Here is a 21,437-nt window from a genome sequence, read left to right on the forward strand (position 1 = left end):
TCAGCGTGGGTTGTTCAACTCATCTGTGATCGCCTGCGTTTGGCGCGCAGTACTACGATCGCGCCGCCGGCCAGCATGGCTGCTGCCGCGCCTGAGCCGCCGAGGAGCAGGGGAGTCGGGGGCTCAGAAGACGCCAGGCCGTACCCGCCGGCCAGTCCCTTGCGGTCGTATGCGGACCCCGGCAGCTTGTCCGCATAGCGGTCGTGCACCAGTTTCTGGTACGCGGTGAGCGTCACCGCCTGCTTGCCTCGCAGACCCGAGGCTGCTTCTCGGTTGAGCGGTTCGACGGTGTCGTTCTTCAGCCGGTACCAGGCGTGGATCTGAGGCTCGGCGAAGACCGTTGAGGGGCCCGTGGTCTGTCGGGCGTAGGTGACGTCGCCGTCGCCGTCGCGCACGCCTGCCAGATGCCAGCTCTTGCCGCCGCCCGTGGCCCCGGAGGAGAGCAGGACCGTGGCCTTGTGTCCGTTGGCGCCGTTCGCCAGGGAGGCCAGATGCGACAGGCGTACGGCGTTGCCGGGAGTCGGCTTCGCGTTCCCGGTGACGAATTGGGGCGCGAGCTCGTAGAGCGCGACCGGGGCGTTCAAGGTGAACGCCTGCTTGCCGTCGCGCGGTTCGGTCGCCATCGGCGCCGCCGCGCCTGATCCGCCGTCTGCGCCGTCGTTCGCCGTCGCGCCGAGGAATCGTGCGACCGTGTCGTGTACTTGTGTGCTCTGGAGCACCTGGCGTGCTCCCTGGTAGTCGGGAACGGCACTCGGCCCGTCGGCCGCCTGGGCTTGGCCGCAGAAAGTGGTGGAGAGCAGGGCCGCCGCCGCGCCGAGGGAGAGGCTTGCGAGACGAGCAGCAGGCCGTTGTGCAGAAGTTTTCTTGCCGCGCATGTGCCGCCCGCCTTACTTGTGTATCCCGGTGCGTGAATGGGTCCATTGGAACGACGAGTTGTTGACGTAGTCGTTGTAGTTCCACCACGTATAGGTCTGTGTGGAGGGCCAGGGGTCACCGACCGCGATCATTTGCGATGACGGGTCATAGCCGTAGATGACGTTCATGTGGCCACCGCCCGAGTTCCATCCGATACGCACGGGAAAGGGGCGCCCGCCGTCGATCTCCTCGCCGACCTGTGAGAAGGAGGCGCTTCGGGAGAGGTCGTTTCCGGTGTTGCTCAGACCGATGTTGCCCAGGCCGTTGGCTATGTCGTCGAGTGTGGCAGGCTGGTCGTTGCAGCTGAGATTGCTGTTCTGGGCCGCGAGCCGGCAGAAGTCGTACTGGTTGTACTGGTTGTAGCCCCAGTACTTGGCGATGGTGAGTCCGCTGGCGTCCCAGCACCACTGGTCCTGAACCTGCTTCTGCATGTCTATGGTGAGGGCCGTGCGCCCGCCGGATTTTGGGTGCGAGGACGAGCAGGCCGGCAGGTTGTCGGTGTTTCCCTTGATGAACGCGTTGGCTATGTAGAAGGACCCGGATTCCGACCAGATCCACCGTGGGTCGTTCTCCACTGAGTCGCCCTGGACTCGGCAGGTCATCGAGACTGTGCTGCCCGTTCCGGCATGGCCGACGATGTGGCCGGAAAGGCTGGGCGATGACCTTTCGTTGATGCTGCGGTAATGGGTCTGACCGCCGTTCACGGTGCCGGTGACGGAGCCGGCCCGGGCGTTGCCACCGCTGAGCACGAACCCTGCCGTGATCGCTGTTAAGGCGATCACCGTCAACGTTCTCCACAGGGCTGAGGCGCGGGGAAGGCGCATGTATGGACTCTTTCGAAGTGTGGGGGAATGTATTGCGGCAGGCGCAGGGCGGTTGACGCCGGAGCGCGCCGAGTCGTCACTCGGCGCATTCCGTGCGCGACCGGCCGACACACGCTTTGGCGAATTCGGTTCGGGCCTGACTCGGGTTTAACCCCGTCCCAACTCGTTTCGCATGCGTGCCCTGTTACCACTCAATTCCGCTGCGCATACCGGCTGCCGCGTGCGCGGCAGAAGGAGGCGAACGCCAGCGGAACCTCTCTGGCCTGCCATGCTCAGAAGCACACGAGAATTACTACAACACCTTCACTGGTCGACGCAATGACGCTGTGTCAACACTTGTGAATACTGGGCAGTAGTTGTGGAATTCACCGAGTCACATGCAGTGCCGGCGCGGTTACTGGGCCATCAAATTGCCTGGCCCTGGGGGCCTTTGCGTAATTCTTGCTGTAACGTCAGGCGGGGTGGGCGGTTACTGACAGTCGCCGCTCGTCGGTCGTGGTCGAATCCGGAGAAGTTCGCGTGAATCGCCCAACCGACGTGGCTTCTACGGGAGTTCCGGAGTTCCCTAACGGTAGTTTGTTAACCCGGGCCCGGCAGCCGTACGGCCGCACCGCACGCCGCGGCTGCTGCGTATGCTCCACGAGTGGCCTTCGGCTCGGGTGTTGGCGGGAATCTCAGGAGCACGCGCATCAAGTGCACGATGATGAGGGCGCGTTGACCGTTTCGATATGCCAGTTTGGTGACAACGGGACGACGTTGACCACGAAGCCAGGTACATGAAGGAGAGTCATGGCCCGACCAGCTCGGCATCTCGCCGCCCTCGTGCTGCTCATATTCGCCCTCGTCCTCCCTGAGGCCCTTCAGGCCACCGCCGGCGCCGAGACGGCTCCGCTGCCGTACCCGACGCGGTCCGACTACCGCATCAAGGGCATCCAGCCGGACTTCTGGTCCCACAAGGACGAGATCGTCGGCAACAACACCGGCGGCGTGTCCATGAACCTCGTCTGGGCGGACTGGGAGCAGAGCGCCAAAGCGGCCCCGTGCGCGACCGGTGAGCAGGCTTTCGACGGGCGCTGCTTCACCGTCCGGCCGGAGGTGGATGCGGCCATCAAGGAGTGGACCGACCGGGGACTGGTGGTCACCGCCATCGTCTTCGGCACGCCCGGTTGGGCACGCCAGGGCCGACCCTGCGATCCCGCACCCGGCCACGAGCTGTTCTGCGTACCCGACAACCCCGCCGACTTCGGCCGGTTCGCCGGAATGCTGGCCCAGCGTTACGACGGCCTTCACGGGCACGGCCGGATCGCCGACTTCGTGATCGACAACGAGGTCAACACCAGCACCTGGTTCAACGTCGGCTGCGGCCGCGGCAAGCCCTGCGACACCACGCAATGGCTCGACCAGATCGCGGCCAACTACAACGCCGCCTACGACCGCATCACCGGGCAGCAACCCACGGCCAAGGTCCTGACCTCGCTGGACCACCACTTCGGTACGGCCTATGACCTGCCGTCCGACCACGACGCAACGCTGTCCGGCATGACCGTGCTCAAGGGACTGGCCGCCCGGGCGGGATCACGCCAGTGGCGGGTCGCCTACCATCCCTACGCCCCGGACCTGTTCAAGCCCGCCTTCTCCGCGGACGACTTCCCCAAGGTCACCTACGGCAACATCGGCGTCGTGGTGGGCTGGCTACGCCAGCAGTTCCCGCACACCCCCTCCGCCTGGACCATCCAGCTCACCGAGAGCGGCATCAACTCCGGGGACCAGTCCAGCGAGTCCCAGCAGGCCGCAGCCGTGTGCGACACCTTCCGCAATGTGCTCGGCACGCCGGACATCGAGAGCTACATCTACCACCGGATGCAGGACAACCCCGCCGAGGGCGGACTCAAGCTCGGCCTCAGGAGGCAGGACGGCTCTACCAAGCCCGCCTGGTCGACGTGGGCACTGGCCAACCGCAACGACCTGCCCTCGCCCCAACTCTCCTGCGGCTTCGAGAACCTTCCCTACACCCTGCTGCGTCGCGGCTACCGCCCCGACCGGGGACACGTCGTCTCCTCCCGGTTGCTGCCTCCCGGCTTCACCCAGGAGCAGACCTGGAAGCTGCTGCGCCACCAGGCCCCCGGCACCACCATGCTCTACGAGTGCAAGGTGGGCGGACACACGCTGCTCACCCGCGACCCCGGCTGCGAAGGCCAGTTCCCCATGGGCCCCGTCGGCTACATCCACACCGACCAGGTGAGCGGTTCCGTACCCCTCTACCGCTGCCACATCCCCTCGAACGGAGACCACTTCGCCTCCAGCGCGGCCAACTGCGAAGGTCACACCAGGGAGTCCGTGCTCGGCTACGCCTTCCCGTAGCAGTCAGAGGATGACTGCGACCGTCGCCGTTACCGTGGTCCGGTGGTCCGGGACGGGGCAGGTCGCGCGGAGGGACCGAAGGCGCACGCCGAAGTGAACTCGGCGCATCGCGGCGTGCGCCGGGTGGGACGACTGCGGGCGGCCGCCTCAGTCCTCGCCGCCCGTGGAATGCGTGGCACCGGCGGAGCCCGCGGAGTGCGGCGAAGCGGTGGGGCGGGTGTCGCCCGCGCGCCGTGGGGCCGGGTGCAGGATCAGCGGCAGGTAGACGTCGTCGACGATGTCCGTGACGACCTCGTCGTCGACGGGTGCGCCGAACAGCAGGAACTGGTTGCGCAGCAGGTCGGTGGCGACCGTCGCCCGCCGGGAGTCCAGGATCCAGGGTTCGATCTCGCCGCGGTCGACGGCGCGCTGCAGGATGACGCCGAGGGTGGCCGGGCCGGTGGTGTGGAACCGTTCCCGGATCAGGGTGGCGAAGTCCGGGTCGCGCGTCATCTCGGTGAGCAGGCCCCGCAGGATGCCGCCGAGCGGGCTGGCCATCTTCGCCGCGATCTGCCGCAGCAGGGCGATGACGTCCGTACGCAACGCGCCGGTGTCGGGGAGGTCGATGTCGGAGACACCGGACAACTTGCAGGCGTCGATGACCAGTTCGGCGCGGTTGGACCAGCGCCGGTAGAGGGCGGCCTTGCCGGTGCGGGCGCGGGTGGCCACCCGTTCCATCGTCAGTGCGGCGTAGCCGGTCTCGCCGAGTTCTTCCAGCGTCGCCGCCAGGATGGCGTTCTCCAGCTCCTCACCGCGGCGGCGGGGCCCTTTTCGGTGGTCGGCGGCGGTGTCGTCGGCGGGTTCGGTGTGAGGTGACAGCGTGGCTCCCGAAGATGGCCTGTAGAGGTCGTTGCGTTCCCTATGGGGTCAGTCTATTCTCAAATTTAGAGAACCATGCGTTCTTTACGTGTGTTCTTCGGTGGTGCAAGCGTTGAACAGGACAGACGGCGCCGTTGAGGAACGTCGACACGAGATGGCAAGAGATCAACAGATATCGAGGGAACCGATGACGGAGATCGCCACAACGCCACAGACAGGGGAGACCCCCGCCTTCCCGAACGACCGAAGCTGCCCCTACCAATTACCGGACGGCTACGCCAGGCTGCGGGATGCGGCCGGCCCGCTGCAGCGGGTCACCCTCTACGACGGCCGCCAGGCATGGGTGGTGACCAAGCACGAGACGGCGCGCAGGTTGCTTGCCGATCCCCGGCTCTCCTCCGACCGCGGTCACGCCGGATTCCCCGCCACCTCGCCGCGGTTCCAGGTGGTCCGGGGCCGCCAACCCGGCTTCATCGGGATGGACGCGCCCGAGCACGGCCCCAAGCGGCGGATGACGATCAGCGAGTTCACGGTGAAGCGGATCAAGGGCATGCGCCCGGAGATCGAGCAGATCGTGCACGGCTTCCTTGACGAGATGCTCGCCGCCGGACCGCCCGCCGATCTGGTCAGCCGATTCGCCCTGCCGGTGCCGTCCATGGTGATCTGCCGGGTGCTCGGAGTGCCCTACGCCGACCACGACTTCTTCCAGGACGCGAGCAGGCGCCTGGTGCAGTCCACGGATCCCGAGAAGGCGGTCGGCGGGCGCGACGATCTCGAACGCTACCTGGACGGACTGATCTCCAGGTTCCAGGCCGAGCCCGGCCCGGGGCTCATCGGCAGCCTGGTGGCCGACCAGTTGGCCAACGGCGAGATCGACCGCGCGGAGCTGATCTCCATGGCGCTGCTGCTGCTCGTCGCCGGCCACGAAACCACCGCCTCGATGACCTCGCTCAGCGTGATCACCCTGCTGGAACACCCCGAGCAGTACGCCGCTCTGCGCGACGATCCCGGTCTCATCCCCGGCGCGGTCGAGGAACTGCTGCGCTACCTCGCCATCGCCGACATCGCAGGCGGCCGTGTGGCCAAGGCGGACATCGCGATCGACGGGCAGCTCATCCGGGCCGGCGAGGGGGTGATCGTCGTCAACTCCATTGCCAACCGCGACGGTACGGTGTTCGAGGACCCGGACACCTTCGACGTGCACCGCACGGCTCGCCATCACCTCGCGTTCGGTTTCGGCATCCACCAGTGCCTGGGCCAGAACCTGGCCCGCCTGGAACTCGACGTCATCCTGACCGCGCTGCTCGATCGGGTTCCCACGCTGCGACTGGCCGTACCGGTGGACCAGTTGACGCTGCGGCCGGGCACCACGATTCAGGGCGTCAACGAACTCCCGGTGACCTGGTGAGCGGTACGGAAGGAGCGGCGCCGCGGGTAACCGCCGACCGGACCGTCTGCGTCGGCGCCGGCGTGTGCGCGCTGACCGCCCCCGGGACCTTCGACCAGGACGAGGACGGCATCGTCACGGTGCTGGAGCCCCGCCCCGGCGCCGGGGCCCGATCCGCCGCGCGCGAGGCCGCCGCGCTCTGCCCGTCCCGCGCACTCCGGATCGCCGAGGTCTTCAACAGCGCCTGAACGGAGGCGATTTCGGGGTGCAGCACCAGCACTCCGAGTGGTGCCGGAACGCGTCAGGCACACCGGCGCCGTGCTGACGGTCGTCCACGCCGCACCCGACCGGCCCGACTCCGCGCCGCCCCACAACGGCACCGGTCGCCTTCCGGCACGGCAGGGGAAGCGTGGGTCGGTCGACCGTCAGCGCGGCACGGGCACGGTCGGGCGCAGCGCGGCCGCCACGCGGCTGAGGAGGTGTTCGACGGGAGGCAGTACCCACGGGGACAGCGCGGCGACGCCGACCGCGGCGCCGACCCCCGTCCAGGCCACCGGACCCAGCGGCGTGCATCCGAAGAAGTGGCTGACCACGGGTGTCTGGACGACACCGGCCAGGACGAGGGCCGAGCCGAAGACGGTCGCCATCACCAGGGGACTGTGCTGCCGGTCCCTGACGGTCTGGGTGAGCTGGGCGCCGACCACTCCGCACAGTGCCATGGTGCCGGTGCGCCGGGCCGAGCCCGGGGTGAGCCGGCCGATCAGCCACGCCGTGGCCGCGCCGAGACCGGTGACCAGGCCGCGCTGGCGGATCTGGTGGGTCAGCGGAGCCCCAAGGGCCGCGATGCCCACCGGGGTGTTGGCCGTGGGGGTCTCCTCGCCCGGCTTCCCGTTCTGCGGCGTGACGGCCACCGCCATGGCCGGGAACATGTCGGTGAGGAGGTTGACCAGTAGCAACTGCCGTGCGGACAGGGGGGAGACACCGTCGAGCAGCGTGCCGAGCACGGTGAAGCCGACCTCGCCGAAGTTGCCGCCGATCAGGATGCTGATGGCGTCGCCCACGCTGCGCCACAGGGCCCGGCCCTCGGCGACGGCGTCGACGAGGACGGACAGCTCGTCACCGGTCAGGACCAGGTCCGCCGCGTTCCGGGCCGCGGCCGACCCCCGGGCCGCGATGCCGACACCGACGTCCGCGGCACGGATGGCGGCGGCGTCGTTCGCGCCGTCGCCGACCATGGCCACCACCCGCCCCGCCGCCCGCAGCGCCTCGATGACCTGGAGCTTCTGCTCCGGGGCGACGCGGGCCACCACACCGCAGTCCCGCAGGAGTTCGGCCCGGCCGGCCCGGTCGAGGGCGGAGAGCTGATCGCCGGTGACCATGGCGACGTCCTCCGGCCAGCCCAGGGACACCGCCACCGCGCGAGCGGTCTGCGGATGGTCACCGGTGAGCATCACCGGTCGCAGTCCCGCCTGGCGCAGGCCGGCCACCAGGGGAGCGGAACTGGCCCGTGGCGTGTCGGCCAGTGCCACGAACCCCAGGAACTCCAGCCCCTGGAGCGGCTTGTCGAGCGCGTCGGGCGCCTCGCCGGGAGGCAGCCGACGCCGGGCGACGGCGAGCAGCCGCAAGCCCTCACCGGCCAGGGACTGCGCTCTCTCCTCCGTATCAGGGGGGAGGTCCCGGCAGCACGGCAGGACGACCTCGGGTGCCCCCTTGACGACCAGTTGCGGTTCGTCATCGGCGCATTGGCCGACGGCGGCCGCATATCCGCGGCTGGCTTCGAAGGGCTGGGCGTCGCTCTGGACCCACTTCCGGTCGACCGGCGCCGCGGTGAGTACGGCCTCGTCGGTGGCGTGTGCGTGAACGCCCGTCTCATCCGCGTCCGCGCAGGTCCGGGCAGCGGTCAGCAACACCGCGGCGGGCTCCGGGTCGTCGGTCGTGTAGGCGGCGCCTTGGGTGGTGACCAGGCGCACGACGCGCAGCCTGTTCTCGGTCAGGGTCCCGGTCTTGTCGAAGCAGATGGTGTCGATGCGGCCCAACGCCTCCAGCGTGCGCGGGGTGCGCACCAGCACCCCGCGCCTGCTGAGCCTGCGTGCCGCGGCCAGTTGCGCGACCGTCGCCACGAGCGGGAGACCCTCCGGGACCGCCGCCACCGCTACCGCGACGCCGCCGCCGACCGCCTCGCGCACCGGCCTGCCCCGCAGCAGGGACAGCGCGGTGACCGCCGCGCCGCCGGCGAGGGTGAGCGGCAGCACCCGTTTGGTCAGTTCCTGGAGTCGTGCCTGGACGCCCGCGGCGGAGGGCGCCCGCGAGGCCAGGGACGCGGCACGCCCCGCCTGCGTCTGGGCGCCGGTCCCCACCACGACGGCACGCCCCCGGCCGGCCACCACCGTCGTGCCCTCGTGCACCATGCAACTGCGGTCCGCCACGGCTGCGCGCGGAGTGGCGGCCACCTGCTTGCGGGTCGGCAGCGACTCACCGGTCAGGGCGGACTCGTCCACCTCCAGCTCGGCCGCCTCCAGTAGTCGGGCATCGGCCGGCACCACGTCGCCCGTGACCAGTTCGATCAGATCACCCGGCTCCAGCCGGGCGGCGTCCACGGTCGCCGTCGCCCCGCTCCGGGGGTCGGTCACACGCCGGACCGTCTGCCGCTGGCCCACCGCGAGCGCCGCCAACGCCCGCTCGGCGCGCAGCCGTTGCACCCCGCCCACGAGTGCGTTCATGCCCAACGCACCGGTGACCAGGAGCGCGTCGACGGTGGACCCCAGGAGCGCCGAAGCAGCCGCGCCGACCGCGAGGACAGGGGTGAGGGGATCGTCGAGCTCCGCGCGCACGGCCGTGAACAGGGACATCGCCAGGCGCGCCGGAGTGAAGACCGGCAACCGGGCCACGGCATCGGCGCGCGTACGGGCCCTGGACAACGCCGTGGGTGCGGTCCGGGGCCGCGCGGCCAGCCGCGACAGCGCCTCCACGGGGTGCAGGGTGTGCCAGGGCACGCGTGGCCCGGGGCGGGGCGCCTCGCGGCCGGCGGCACCGTACGCGGCCCGCCAGCCCGTGAACAAGGCCGCGCCGGCAGCGGCGTTGACGGGACTCAGCGCCATCCCGGCAGGCAGCAGCACACGGCGCGCGGGAGCACCTCCGGTGACCACCAGCAGCCCGGACAGCGCCGCCCCCGACTGGGCGAGGGTCTTGGAGCGGCGACCGACGGCGCGCGCGGCGGGAGCGGCGGCCAGCAGACGCCACACCCCCTCCAGCCCGTTCAGCACCAGAACGTCCGCGCCCCAGACCACGGCACTGCGCCCGTCGGTGACGGACAGGGCGAGATCACCGGCCAGCAGTCCCGCCAGCAGGCGGTGGCCCTCGGCGTCCTCGTGGCGGATTCTGGCGACGGTCAGCACCACCCTTCCGTCGTCCCGCAACCCGCGCACCACCTCGGCCAGCGGCCGTTCGGGGGCGACGACGGTGTCCGCCAGGGCGCCGAACTCGCCGAGCGAAGGGTCGTCCACCATCACCACGCTCAGGCCGGCCCGGCGCGCCGCGTCCAGCACCTCCTCGGCGAGCGGGTCGAGCTCCCACCCGACCCGTACGACGCCGACGTCCTCCGCGCCCACGGACGCGATCATCGAGCCGGTGCCCGCCGGCTCCTCGCCGGGCGTCGGCCGCAGGTTGACCACCATCCCGTCGACGCCGGCCGTCGCGCCGCCGGAGCCGTGCAGCGCCGCGGTCGCCGCGTGCCACAGCCGGTCGTGGTCCCACGAGGCCGCGGTGGAACGGACGTCGAGGACGGTGCGACACGTGCCGTGCAGGGCGCTCGGATGCAGGATCACGGTGTCGACGAGTTCCAGTTGCCGCAGCCGCTCGGTGCTGCGGACCAGCAACCCGTCCTGGGCCAGCGCCATGCCCAGTGCGGCCGTGAACGACGCGGGCCCGTAGCGTGCCGCCTTGGGCGATCCGGCCAGGGCCGCTTCCGCGGCACCCGCCGGGCTGCGGGTGAACACCAGCGTGGCGAGCGCGCCCACCAGGCTTCCCGTGACCGCGGTATCGGCATACGCCTGGCCCGGGCTCTGCCGCACCGGCGGCCGCGGCAGCCCGTCCCCGGACAGACTCGGCCGGTCCGGTACGCACAGGGTGTCGTGTGCGGCGTCGAACGCGGCCGCCCGGACCATCGCCTCCACCAACTGGCCCGTTCGCAGGGCCCCGTCCAGGACGAGGGCGACCGGCGACTGGCCCAGGCCGTGTGCGGCGGCATTGACCGCCGCCAACACCAGATCGGTCCCTGCCGCACCGAGCCGGTGGCGCAGCACGCCACGGACCCGGGAGTCCTCCCGCAGCAGCGCCACCGCCGCGGTGACCGGCCGCGGTGCCTGCCTCAGCCGCATCACCCGCGCCGTCAGCGCCGTGGCGACGCCCGCCGCGTCACAGACCAGGGCCAGCGCCGTCGCCCGGACATCACCGACGCCCCCCGGGTGTGGTGGGGACGGCTCGTCCCCACCTTCGGAGTGCTCCAGCCCGTACCCGTCGGCCAACTCCCTCACCCGGCGCTCGACGCCCCCGGCCAGTGCCTCCTCGGCCCGGACCACCAACCTGCCCAGACCGCCGTCCCAGTAGGCAAGAAGGACGTCCGGGTGCTCCCGCACCGCGGCCGCCACTTTCTCCGCGGCCTTCTCCCGCCCCATGGCATCGGTGGTGCCGGGGCAGGGGCGCAGGGGCAGCTGCAGCCGGCTTCCGGCGCGCCAGCAACCGTCGTCGGGAGAAAGCGCGCGACGAGCCACCCGGGTCACCCGTACGGCCGTGGCCGATGCCTCGGCCGTGGCGTTCGCCGCCGTGCGCACACCGACGGCGGCAAGCTCGGCGGCCCCGCGCCGGAGCACGTCGGCGGGGGCCGCGAGATGGCGCACGACCCGGGTCGGAAAGGCAAGCGCCAGACCCAGACCGGCCGCGGGCAGACGGGTCAGCAAACGCAGCACCACTGTCCTACTTTCGCGAGAAAGCCACACCGGTCGCGACCGCGGTACGGGGAGAGAGCTGTGCCCGAGACGGCCGGGCAGCCGACCGTTTGTGCCGGACGGGTCAGCCGGCCACCTGACCCGACGGCGTTTCGGCGTAGATCGGCACCGTACCTTCGCGCCGGCCACGAACCCGGAGCGATGGGGCCTTCGGCGCGCCCTCCACCCGCTTGGCGGAGGTGGCGGCCGTTGGCGAACAGCGCTGTTCACCGGCCGCCGAGCCGTTGCTCCCCACCCCCGTTCCTGCGCTCGGCTGCCTGAGCCCCACCACTGCGGCGCCCACGGTCACCACCAGCCACCTCCGGCCCTTCGGCCGCGCCCGCCGCGCTGACGATGCCGGAACCCGTGTCCACCACATCCCTGCATCCCTCACGGCCCTGTCCCACGAGGACGACCGGCGGCTGACGCAGTGGTTCCCCTGCTCGCCTCGTCCGTCGCCGCGCACACATGGTGCGGTTCCTGGCACCGCCCGACCGCGCATGGGTCACGCAGCGGTGTGCCCACGCTGTCTTCCGCGGGGTGGCAACGGTCTGCCAGGACATCGGGGTGCTTGTGCCGGAGGGGGGCTGGCAGCGGAGAGGGGAGGAGGGGCGGGACAGGACGCCGGGGGAGCCGCACGCCGCCAACGAGCGGGCTCTGCCCCGCGCTTCGACGGGGCGTCTGCGTCCCGGACCGGCGGGCGCAGTCTCTTCATGGCTATTCCATCGGGTGTTTCTACCGTCCTGCCAGACGTGTTCGCGGTGCGCGAGCACTGGGACGCGCACTGCCCTCGGCAGTGGGTGGAGCAGGCCCGGCCGGCGGCCGATCACTGGCGTCGGCTCACCGCGATGACGTCCGATCCATTCGAAGCGGAGAGGAGAATCATGACATCCCGGAAGGCTCGTCACGCGATGGTCAGGAGCACGGTGGCAGCAGCCCTGGCGGTACCGGCCCTCATGCTGGCCTCAGGCACGGCGTCGGCCACCACCGACGACATCGTCACGGTCGCCAACGCGAATCTCGACCACCATGCCTGTGACACGAACAGCGCGGGCGGACAAGGGTACAACTCCAGTTGCACGGGTGCCGGTGGCTCCCCGGAGAACTGGTGCGCCGACTTCGCGGCGTGGGTCTGGGCGCAGGCGGGCTACAACGTCAACGGACTGACTCCGGCGGCCGGAAGCTTCGGACAGTACGGTGCCGGACTGCATCCGGAGCCCCACGTCGGTGACGCAGTCGTCTTCAACTACAACGGCAGCAGCGGACAGGCCGATCACGTTGCCATCGTCACGGCGGTCAATGGCGACGGGACCATCGAGAGCATAGGCGGCAACGAGGTCACCAACGATCCCGCAACCGCCTCCGCCCACCACGACGGCCCGTACAGCGGGGCGGTGGGCGACAGCTCGTATTGGGGCATGTCGATCAGCGGTTACGTCTCTCCCACCAACTAGCCCCAACGTCCCGTAGCGGTTGGCCGGTTCGTCCGGCGGACCGCTACGGCTCGTGGCGTGGTGGTGGGCACGCCGCGGGCCTGGTTGTCGCCACAGCTCCCGTCCCCGCCCCTTCGGGCGCTGTGGGTCGATTCGGGGCGCTGCCCTGCTTCGCCCCGCCGTGTCGTTGCCCGGCGGGGCGAAGCAGGGCCGAAGCGGCTGATGCGGGCCCGGGTCGGCTCACCCCGAGGCGGGAACAGGCTGTGTGCTCGCCGCCGGCGAGCAACGGTCCCCGTTCGTCCCGGCCTCGGATCGCCGAACTCCCTTACGGCAGCCCAGACTTGTCAGCTACCCCATAGGTCACGCAGGAAGCCGGGTTTCCCCCTGGCGGCCCGGAATGGTTCCGGGGCCCGGTGACCGAGCACCACGCGAAAGCCGTGCCTCAGAGCGCGATCGGGCCCAGGGGGATGTCCGACACGGTGATGCCGACGGACTTGATGGAGCCTTCCAGGACCGGCACGCCACCGGGGCCCTGGGTGACCTTCGCGGTCAGGCCGTCCAGGGTGCCGCCGACGGAGAGACCACCGGCGATGCCGTCGAGGTCGGCGTCGGCTATCTCGCGGGTCTCAATCGGAGAGGTGTTGCTCATGAGGTTGAGCGTCCTTTCTTCTCTGGGAGTGGGTCGCAATGCATAACGCACGCACTGCAGCGGGAACCCTTGGTACGAGTCCCGCCATGAGCCTGAGCAAATCACGCCCGCGCGGGTGTGGTGGATCAAACGTCACAGCCTTCACGTGCTGTACACATCAACTCTGGAAGCGGAAGGCCGACGTCAGAACCGAACCCTGAACCGACCGAAGGGGCCGTGTCGCGTGGGGACCCTTCGAGCAACGCGGCGGGCTCACACGGGAGTTCCGGCAGCATCAGGTGCGTGCCGTCGATCCCGGCAACCGTGTCGAGGGGTGGGTGCGATCCAACTCCCTCAAGTCCCGGGCCAGTCCCCTGGTGTACGCGGCCGTCGATCAGCTCGTCGAGCCGTTCCACGCCGGGCGTCGGCGGGTTGGCGCGGAGTGTCCTGACCATCATCAGCGGTCTGTACAGCCGCTGGTGGAGCACGCCCATCGCCTGGTGCCGAGGGCGGGCCGGGACGTCTGCTCAGTCCTTCGGCATTCCGAGTGTGTAGGGGGCGAGAATGTCGGCGACGGTCTGGTTGCGGGGCGCTGCGATGCCCAGTTCGGCGGCCAGGTCGGCAACGCCGCCGCTGAGCCAGGGGAGTTCCAGGCGGTTGCCGCGTTCGAGGTCGTGGTGCATGGAGGAGGTCATGTCCGGGGGCAGGGTGTCGACGAAGGCGAGCCGGTCGTCGGGGAGCGTCTCGTCCAGTGCGATGCCGGATGCCCGGGCCACGGCCACCGTCTCGGCCATGATGTCGCGGAGCAGGGCGCGGGTGCGCGGGTTGTCCCGGATGGTGCCGACGGGACGGCGCACGGCGGCGGTGGTGGCGGACAACCCGACCAGGAAGACGAACTTCTGCCAGATCACCCGGGCGATGTCGTCGCTGATCTCGGCCTCGATGCCGGCGGCGCGGCAGGCGGCGAGCAGTTCCTCCGCGAGGGGCCGTCGGTCGGGGTGGTACGGGCCGAAGACCATCCTCTGGAGCGTGCCGGTGTGGGCGACGACGCCGGGTTCCTCGATGTGGGCGGAGATGAAGCAGGCGCCGCCGAGGATGTTCCGCTCGGGGAGGTGGCGGCGCAGCGCGGTGTCCTTGTGCACCCCGTTCTGCAGGGACAGTACGGCCGTCCCCTGGTCGGTGAGGGAGCCGAGCTGCGCGGCGGCCTCCTCGGTGTCCCAGAGCTTGACCGCGAGGAGGACGAGGTCGGTGGGGCCCAGTTCGCCGACGCCCGCCACCGCACGCGCGGATGGCGTGCGGACGTCACCCATCGGGCTGCGGACCAGCAGTCCGCGGCGCTGCAGGGCTTCGAGGTGCCGGCCGCGGGCGACGAAGGTGACGTCCGCGCCCGCTGCTGCCAGGCGGGCGCCGAAGTACCCGCCGACGCCGCCCGCGCCGAGAACTGCGATACGCACGGTGGTGCTCCTTCCTGTGGGCGGGTGCCCCGCCGGTACGCAACGGTGTGGGCGCCGGTCCCGCGGTGACCGGGGTGCGGGAGTCGGTCGTGCCGCACCCCGGCGGGTGGTCTCGGGCGGGCACGGGTGACCGGTGGGCCCGGGCCGGGTGCCGCACCGCCGCGCACGCGAACCGGGGCCTTCCGGGCAGTTGTGCCAACCCACCGCAGACTACCGCCGGATGCGCCTGCGGATCACGGTCCCCGCCGTCTCCACGGAGTGTTCGGAGGTCCGCCGGTAGGCGAACCAGGGCAGGAAGAACTGGGTGACCGGGCCGACCATCAGGGCGTACAGCACCGTGCCGACGCCCACGCTGCCGCCGAGGAGCCAGCCCACGCCGAGCACGGTGATCTCGATCAGGGTGCGGACGAGCCGGATGGAGCGCCCGGTCGCGGCGGACGTGCCGGTCATCAGTCCGTCCCGGGGGCCGGGGCCGAAGCGTGCGCCGACATAGACGGCGACGGACAGGCCGTTGAGCACCACACACGCGATGAGCAGGCCGACCCGGGCCGCGAGCCCGAGGTGCTGGGGGATGAGCGAGAGGCCCAGGTCGGACGAGGATCCCACGACGATGATGTTGGCGACGGTACCCAACGTCGGCTTCTGCTTGAGGGGGATCCACAGCAGGAGCACGAGAACGCCGAGGAGCGCGCTGATCATGCCGAAGCTCAGGGGGGTGTGGTGCTCCAGCCCCTCGTAGAGGACGCTCCAGGGGTTGACGCCCAGAGAGGTGCGCACCATGGCCGAGAGGCTGAACCCGTACAGGGCGAGCCCGACGAGCAGTTGGGGAAAGCGCCGCAGCGGACGCTCACCGAGGGGGGCGTAGCTGAGGGGCGGCAGGGGCGGGCGCGTGCGGGACGCGGCCCGCTCCTCGTCGCGTTCCTCCTGGCGGCGCCGGAGCCGGTGCTTGTAGGTGTCCGTGATCTCCTGCTCCACTCCAGTCGCCTCCGGTGGGTGTGCCTGCCTCACTGTGTGTCAGGACTCCAGGCGGCTCAGGGCCTGCCTGATCCGTCTGCCGGCTTCGCTCAGGAGCGCACCCGTCCGGCCGCAGTTGATCCGTACGAAGTGGTCCAGGGGCTCGCTCTCCGCGAAGTGGTTGCCGCAGATCGTGGCGACCTTCGCCTCGTCCAGCAGGAACCGGTCGGCGGTGCGGTGGCCCCGCTTTCCGTAGGCGTCGGCGAAGGCCGAGAAGTCGACGAAGAGGAAGTACCCTCCCTGCGGGACGTTGATCCGCAATGAGGGGACCGCGGCGAGTTCCTTCACCATGGCGTCGAGATGGGCGCGCGCGGTCCTCGCTCTGGAGGTCGCCACCTCGTCCATCTCCGGCCGCAGCGCGATATGCGTGGCGACCTGGCCGTAAGTGGAGGCGAACGAGGTGAGGTTGACCTGTGCGCGTGCGGACGCCTCCACGATGTCCGGTGGACCGCAGAGATAGCCGATCCGGTCGCCGTGCATGCCGTAGGTCTTGCCCGGGCCGGTCACGGCCACCGTCCACGGCCGCATGGAGCAGTGGCCGCCGTCGGGGAGCCGGACGTCGATGGCGGCGAACGTCTTGGCGCGCGGGCCCCTGACATGGGCCTCGTAAGGAGTGTCGAACAGGACGTGGACGGGGCTCTCACCGCCGGCCTCGCGCCGCAGGTTGTGCCGGGCGATGATCCCGGCCAGCGCCGACAGCTCCTCGGTCGAGTAGACCTTGCCCGTCGGGTTGATGCAGTCGCCCAGGACGACGATCTTGGTTCGCTCCGAGAGCGCGCCTTCGAGAGCCGGCGCCGTCAAGCCGTCGTCCGCCGTGACCCGGACGGTTTTCGGGACGGCCTCGTGCAGTCGCACCATGTCGGCGTAGTGCGGCCAGTTGGGCACCGGAATGACGACCTCGTCGCCTGGATTCAGCAGCGCGTGGAACGCCACCGAAATCGAACCCTTCACACCGCCCGGGGTGACCATGACTTCGCTGTCCGGGTCGTAGGTGATTCCGTGGAGGCGAGCCACCCGCGCGGCGACGGACTCCAGGAGGAACGGAAATCCCTTGATGGGCGCGAACGCATGAATCGTGTCCGAGCGAGTCTGCACGAACTCGACGACACCGCGGTCGATCCGGGGATCGGTGGGCGTGTCCAGTGCGCCGATGCTGAGATCGATGATCCGCTCGTCCCCGGCGAGTCCGCGATTGAGCGCCGCGAGCTTCGCCGCGGTCCCGTGAGTCGCTGATTCCGGTATCCGCAGTATGGCATCGGAGATGCCGCGATTCTTCTGCACGATGGTAGGTGCCACCTTTCCCGCTGCGGAATTCAACTCGTGGCCACGGCCTTGTACATCGCGTTCCACATGTCCAGTTGGATGTTGAGGGTCTCGGTCGCCGCATAGGAGATCTCGGCGACGTCCGCATCGGTGTGGCAGTTGTTCAGAACGCACTTCTTCGCGTCGGCGGCGTGGCGTTCCTCGACGCCCTCGTCGCCGACGTGGACGTTGAAGTAGATCTCGACGCCGTCCACGAACTCGGCCGCGGGCAGCTCCTTCCGGTTGTTGCGGAATGCCGTACGGCAGACCTGCAGCATCTTGTCGGCGTGCGACTCCAGGGCCATCGCCACACCCAGCATCCGGTGGTAGTTGCTGCTCAGCAGCTCCAGGGTGCGCTCGCGGTAGGCCACCGTCTCGGGGATGACCAGGTCGCTGTCCCGCGCCTCCCGCACGAGCAGCGACGGCAGGCCGAACTCGGTTTGGCCGTAGAGGTTGTGGGAGTTCTCCATCAGCAGCTCGTGGCAGTGCGCCGCTTCGCCGTTGCCGGTCTCCTCGTTGAGGATATGGGAGAACAGGACCAGCGTGTCGCGGTCGTCGTGGGCCGCCGCCTGGGCGCAGACATGGGCTATGCCTTTGACCGTGCCCTCGGTCCGGTGGAAGAAGTTGGCGCGGTGGAAGTCGTATGCCCGGTCGGTCCACGGTGTGTTTTCGAGGTACGCGAAGTAGTCGTTGCCGTAGACGCGGTGCTTATCCAGTCCCTCTATGAGCGCGGTGACCTGGTCGTGGAGTCGGACTTCGGTGGAGTTCGTCATCTCGCTGCTACCCCCTGTGTACGCAGGTGTTGAACGGCGGCCCGCAGGATTGCCGGGCGGGCCCGCGATCCACTGGATGAATGTCTTACCGAAGCCGTGGGTCGGGTGAGTCACGCGCTCACCATCAGAAGCCGTTTCGGACGGCGGCCATGGCCTCTCGTATTACCTCTCGCCTTACGAAGGCAGCCGGGATCGATCCCTAGAAGTTCCCCTTCGGTAAGCCGCGAGGGCCACTTCGGCTCGGTCGAGATCCACGGTGACGTAGCGACCGTAACCGAGAACAGGTGACAACCGGCCAGATGCGGAATTCCGCCTGTGTGGGAATGCACCCGCCAGGTCGGAGGGATGAACCGGATGTCGACCCGCGTGCGTGAACTGCGGCATTGCGGCAGGTCACACCAGAAAAATCCGGGCGGGTTTGTGGAAACGGATGCCGAATGTCCGGTAGTTTACCGGCCGGTTCGCCACCGGCTCAGGGAAAAGATACTCCGGGTCCGGGAATTCCGGTCGAGCGACCCGGTCCATGCGCGCTTTCCCGTCCGGGCGGCACGGTCGCGCACACGACCTGGTGAGCAATACCGGCAGTCGGCCCTGCTGCCGAGGAGCGATGGTCGGCCACGCCGGGACACCGGCCGCCAGCCGTCGGCGGCCTGGCGGCCCGGCGGCCCGGCGGCTCAGGCGCGTTCGTAGAAGCCGTCGAGACGACCGCGGGCGAGGACGTCGCCGGCGGCGGCCAGTACGTCGCGTGGCCTTGCGGTGTCCAGGGTGGCGCCGCTCGATCCCGTGGTGACCGGTGTGGCGAGGGCGAAGAGCTGGAACACGTACCGGTGCGGGCCGTGGCCCTTGATCGGCCCCGGCCCCAAGTAGCCGCGGCCCGCGCCCGAACGCAGCGGGCGTACGCCGTCGGAAGGGTTCGCGGCGTCGAGCGGCCCTTGGGGGAGTCCGGTCACCGAGGGGTCGAGCAGGGCGACGCAGTGGACGAACGGCGCCGGGGTGGGTGCGTCGGGATCCTCGACGACCAGCAGCAGTTGCGCGGTGGCGTCGGGTGCCGGGGACCAGGTCAGGGCCGGCGACAGGTCCCGGCCGCCGACTCGCTTCGCGGCGTGGACGGTGGGGATCGTGGCCTCCTCGTCGAAGTCCGGGCTGCTCAGCGCGAGGGTGCTCTCGCCGTCCAGGTTCGGTGCGTTCCAGGCGAGGCCCGCCTGGCCCGCTCGTCGGTTCTTCAGCAACTTGCCAAGCACTGCCATGGGTTTCTCCTTGTCGGGGATGGCACGGGGGCGGGTCACAGTCGCCGGGCGTCGGCGGGTACGAGCAGGGGCTCGGCGAAGCGGCAGATCTCCTCGGCCGCGTCGCATTCCTGGGTGGACGGCTCGGCCAAGTCCGGCGCGGCGGGTACGCCCGGCCAGGTGTGGCCGCCGCCGATCACCGTCCAGGCAACGACCCGGGTTCCGCCGACACCGCCGTCGGCCGAGGTGCGGCGGGAGAACGCGGTGGTGCGCGTACGGCCCGGTCCGGGCGGGCACCGGTCGACGGTGCGCCAGCGCTCGGCCGTCTCCCGGAGCGACAGCGTCCGGCCCCGCAGCTCCCCGTTGGGCCCACGGTGCCGGGAGTACCCGCCCTCGATCGGTGAGTACCCGTCGGCCGTGCCGTGGATCAGCATCGCCGACACCGCGTGCGTCGGCTGCAGCTCGCGCAGGGCCGCGGGCAGCCCGCCCGCGACGGCCGCCAGCACGGCCACCTGAGCGCTCGCTTCCAGCGCGAACCGGTGGGCCATGAAAGCGCCGTTGGAGACTCCCGCCACGACGGTCCGGTCGGGCGACGTGCCGTACCGTGCGGCCGACCGGTCGACGATCGCGCGAAGGAAGGCGACGTCGTCCACGCCCGCCTCGTCGGCCGTGGTGACGCCGCGGCCGTCCGACCAACACCCCTCGTGGCCGTCCGGGTAGGCGACCGCGAAACCCCACGTATCCGCCTGCTTGTCGAACGTGGTCCACTCGCGCATCATCCATCCGCCGGCCTCCGGATGGTTGCCGTGCAGCGCCAGCACGAGCGGCACCTGCCGACCGTCCGGCACCGCTCGCGGCAGCCGGATCGTGAAGCTGCGCCGCCTCCCGCCGATCGTCAGTTCACCGGCCACCGGCTCGTCCTCGCTCACCATGAGCCCCCTTCCCCCTGAAACCATATGCGCAACCAAACTGCGCAGTAGTGCTGTACTTTAGCGGCATGGGAGAAGACACGGCAGCCATCGGCGCGGAGGCGACCACCGGACAGGACGCCGCGGCCATCGCCGATGAACTCCAGTTCCTGGTCGGCGCGTTGGTCCGGCAGCAGAGGGCGGTATCGCCGGCTCGCGAAGTGACACTGTCACAGGTCTCGATCCTCAAACGGCTCGACCGCGAGGGGCCGCACACCGTCGCCGACCTGTCCCGGCTGGACAAGATCACTCACCAGTCGGTCACGGTCTCCGCGGCCGGCCTGGTCGACCGAGGACTCGTACGGCGCGTCCCGGATCCCCACGACCGGCGGCGCAAGCTGCTCCTCATCACACACGAGGGCAAGCGCCTGCTGACCGAACGCCGGGGTGCCGGCCACGAAAACCTCACCGACGCGATCGCCGGCCGCCTCAGCGGCGCCGAACGGACGGAACTCGGCAGAGCGCTCACGCTGGTCCGCCGACTCCTCGACTGACGGCCGGGGCCTCTTCCGCCCGGCCGATCGAGAAGACGGCCCCCGCGGCGGCGTGCTCAACGGGGCCGTCGAACCGGGCCGAGGCGCGCGCCACCGCTTGCTCCGGTGTGAGAAACCGGCCGACATGCGTCACGATCAACCGGCCTGCCCGGGCCGCGCCGGCCGTGTCGCCGGCGTCCTCCGGGGTGTGGTGTACCTGCTCGCTCCCCACCGGTGCCTGTGCGCTCTCGGCCTCGCACAGCAGCACGTCACACCCCTCGGCAAGCTCTGTGAGGCTCGCGCACGGCGCCGTGTCGCCGGAGTACACCAGCGACCGCCCGGCCCCCTCGATACGCACGGCAAAGGCCGGAACGTCGTGTGCCACCGCCCGGCTGGTGAGCCGGAGCGAACCGACGGCCGCCCGGTGCCCGTCCTCCAACTCGGTGACCGCGAAGGCCGATTCGACCGGACTGCGGGTCGGTCCGTTGGTGAGGAAGCCGGCCAACCGGTCGGCGATTCCCTCCGGGCCGTAGAGGGGGATCGGCGCTGCCAGCCGGATGTCCGCGTACAGGGCGCCGTAGTACGCGGTGAGCAGGTCCGCGCTGTGATCGGCGTGCAGGTGCGAGATCCAGATCGCGTCGAGTTCGTCCAGCCGCACGTGGCGCTGGAGCGGGCCGAGCGTCCCGCTGCCCGCGTCCACCCAGATGTGCGTGTCGCCGTGCGACACCAGATAACCGGAGCACGGGTTGTCCGCACTCGGGTACGGCGTCGCGCATCCAAGGACCGTGAGGCGAAGCGGCTCATTGCTCATCCCGGGATCCTAGATGTGGTGACCCGGA

The 21,437-nt window shown here is 70.3% G+C and carries 17 protein-coding genes; 5 read left to right on the forward strand and 12 right to left on the reverse strand.

Annotated features, from left to right (window positions below; all coding sequences use genetic code 11):
- Window positions 1–14 precede the first annotated feature (14 nt).
- Together GR130_RS17350 and GR130_RS17355 are read right to left on the reverse strand one after the other, a co-directional pair.
- The gene (locus GR130_RS17350; protein ID WP_236573078.1) at window positions 15–719 is read right to left on the reverse strand and encodes a hypothetical protein; all 705 of its coding nucleotides are present in this window, start codon (window positions 717–719) and stop codon (window positions 15–17) included.
- A 168-nt stretch (window positions 720–887) separates the two neighbouring features.
- A complete protein-coding gene (locus tag GR130_RS17355; protein WP_236573980.1) occupies window positions 888–1,697 on the reverse strand; it encodes a papain-like cysteine protease family protein in 810 nt (269 codons plus the stop codon).
- 831 nt (window positions 1,698–2,528) lie between these two features.
- Between GR130_RS17355 and GR130_RS17360 the strand changes: the two genes are divergently transcribed.
- The gene (locus GR130_RS17360; RefSeq protein ID WP_159505582.1) at window positions 2,529–4,100 is read left to right on the forward strand and encodes a DUF5722 domain-containing protein; all 1,572 of its coding nucleotides are present in this window, start codon (window positions 2,529–2,531) and stop codon (window positions 4,098–4,100) included.
- 147 nt (window positions 4,101–4,247) lie between these two features.
- On the opposite strand, the gene GR130_RS17365 is transcribed toward GR130_RS17360, so the two are convergent.
- Window positions 4,248–4,958 (reverse strand): TetR/AcrR family transcriptional regulator, encoded by a 711-nt coding sequence (locus GR130_RS17365; RefSeq protein ID WP_201305185.1) that lies wholly within the window; start codon window positions 4,956–4,958, stop codon window positions 4,248–4,250.
- A gap of 187 nt (window positions 4,959–5,145) precedes the next feature.
- Here GR130_RS17365 and GR130_RS17370 point away from each other — a divergent pair, with 187 nt between their 5' ends.
- Window positions 5,146–6,366 carry a cytochrome P450 gene (locus GR130_RS17370; RefSeq protein WP_159505583.1) on the forward strand — a complete coding sequence of 407 codons (1,221 nt, stop codon included), beginning with the start codon at window positions 5,146–5,148 and terminating at the stop codon, window positions 6,364–6,366.
- On the forward strand, window positions 6,363–6,593 hold the full coding sequence (locus tag GR130_RS17375) for a ferredoxin (protein ID WP_159505584.1): 231 nt from the start codon (window positions 6,363–6,365) through the stop codon (window positions 6,591–6,593). The genes GR130_RS17370 and GR130_RS17375 overlap by 4 nt, the downstream gene beginning before the upstream one ends.
- A 177-nt stretch (window positions 6,594–6,770) precedes the next feature.
- On the opposite strand, the gene GR130_RS17380 is transcribed toward GR130_RS17375, so the two are convergent.
- Complete coding sequence (locus GR130_RS17380; RefSeq protein WP_159505585.1) at window positions 6,771–11,312, reverse strand: cation-translocating P-type ATPase; 4,542 nt, start codon at window positions 11,310–11,312, stop codon at window positions 6,771–6,773.
- 728 nt (window positions 11,313–12,040) lie between these two features.
- Here GR130_RS17380 and GR130_RS17385 point away from each other — a divergent pair.
- A complete protein-coding gene (locus tag GR130_RS17385; RefSeq protein ID WP_236573080.1) occupies window positions 12,041–12,781 on the forward strand; it encodes a CHAP domain-containing protein in 741 nt (246 codons plus the stop codon).
- Between the two features lie 421 nt (window positions 12,782–13,202).
- Here GR130_RS17385 and GR130_RS17390 read toward each other — a convergent pair whose 3' ends face one another.
- The 7 genes from GR130_RS17390 to GR130_RS17420 all read right to left on the reverse strand — a co-directional run bounded on the left by GR130_RS17390 (window position 13,203) and on the right by GR130_RS17420 (window position 20,089).
- Complete coding sequence (locus tag GR130_RS17390; RefSeq protein WP_159505586.1) at window positions 13,203–13,409, reverse strand: hypothetical protein; 207 nt, start codon at window positions 13,407–13,409, stop codon at window positions 13,203–13,205.
- Window positions 13,410–13,915: 506 nt separating this feature from the next.
- Window positions 13,916–14,842 carry a 2-dehydropantoate 2-reductase gene (locus GR130_RS17395; RefSeq protein ID WP_159505587.1) on the reverse strand — a complete coding sequence of 309 codons (927 nt, stop codon included), beginning with the start codon at window positions 14,840–14,842 and terminating at the stop codon, window positions 13,916–13,918.
- Window positions 14,843–15,052: 210 nt separating this feature from the next.
- The gene (gene yczE, locus GR130_RS17400) at window positions 15,053–15,721 is read right to left on the reverse strand and encodes a membrane protein YczE (RefSeq protein WP_159510043.1); all 669 of its coding nucleotides are present in this window, start codon (window positions 15,719–15,721) and stop codon (window positions 15,053–15,055) included.
- 135 nt (window positions 15,722–15,856) lie between these two features.
- Window positions 15,857–17,137, reverse strand: a complete 1,281-nt coding sequence (locus GR130_RS17405; RefSeq protein ID WP_159505588.1) for a pyridoxal phosphate-dependent aminotransferase — start codon at window positions 17,135–17,137, stop codon at window positions 15,857–15,859.
- 32 nt (window positions 17,138–17,169) lie between these two features.
- Window positions 17,170–17,931 (reverse strand): iron-containing redox enzyme family protein, encoded by a 762-nt coding sequence (locus GR130_RS17410; protein ID WP_159505589.1) that lies wholly within the window; start codon window positions 17,929–17,931, stop codon window positions 17,170–17,172.
- A 674-nt stretch (window positions 17,932–18,605) separates the two neighbouring features.
- Window positions 18,606–19,178, reverse strand: a complete 573-nt coding sequence (locus GR130_RS17415; RefSeq protein WP_159505590.1) for a YbhB/YbcL family Raf kinase inhibitor-like protein — start codon at window positions 19,176–19,178, stop codon at window positions 18,606–18,608.
- A gap of 35 nt (window positions 19,179–19,213) precedes the next feature.
- Entirely contained in the window at window positions 19,214–20,089 is an 876-nt protein-coding gene (locus tag GR130_RS17420; RefSeq protein WP_159505591.1) for an alpha/beta hydrolase family esterase, read from the reverse strand.
- 65 nt (window positions 20,090–20,154) lie between these two features.
- Between GR130_RS17420 and GR130_RS17425 the strand changes: the two genes are divergently transcribed.
- The gene (locus GR130_RS17425) at window positions 20,155–20,619 is read left to right on the forward strand and encodes a MarR family winged helix-turn-helix transcriptional regulator (protein ID WP_159505592.1); all 465 of its coding nucleotides are present in this window, start codon (window positions 20,155–20,157) and stop codon (window positions 20,617–20,619) included.
- On the opposite strand, the gene GR130_RS17430 is transcribed toward GR130_RS17425, so the two are convergent.
- Window positions 20,591–21,409: an MBL fold metallo-hydrolase gene (locus tag GR130_RS17430; protein ID WP_159505593.1), complete on the reverse strand. Its 819-nt coding sequence runs from the start codon at window positions 21,407–21,409 to the stop codon at window positions 20,591–20,593. The genes GR130_RS17425 and GR130_RS17430 overlap by 29 nt on opposite strands.
- Window positions 21,410–21,437: the final 28 nt, after the last annotated feature.

Source organism: Streptomyces sp. GS7 (genome assembly GCF_009834125.1).
GTDB lineage: Bacteria > Actinomycetota > Actinomycetes > Streptomycetales > Streptomycetaceae > Streptomyces.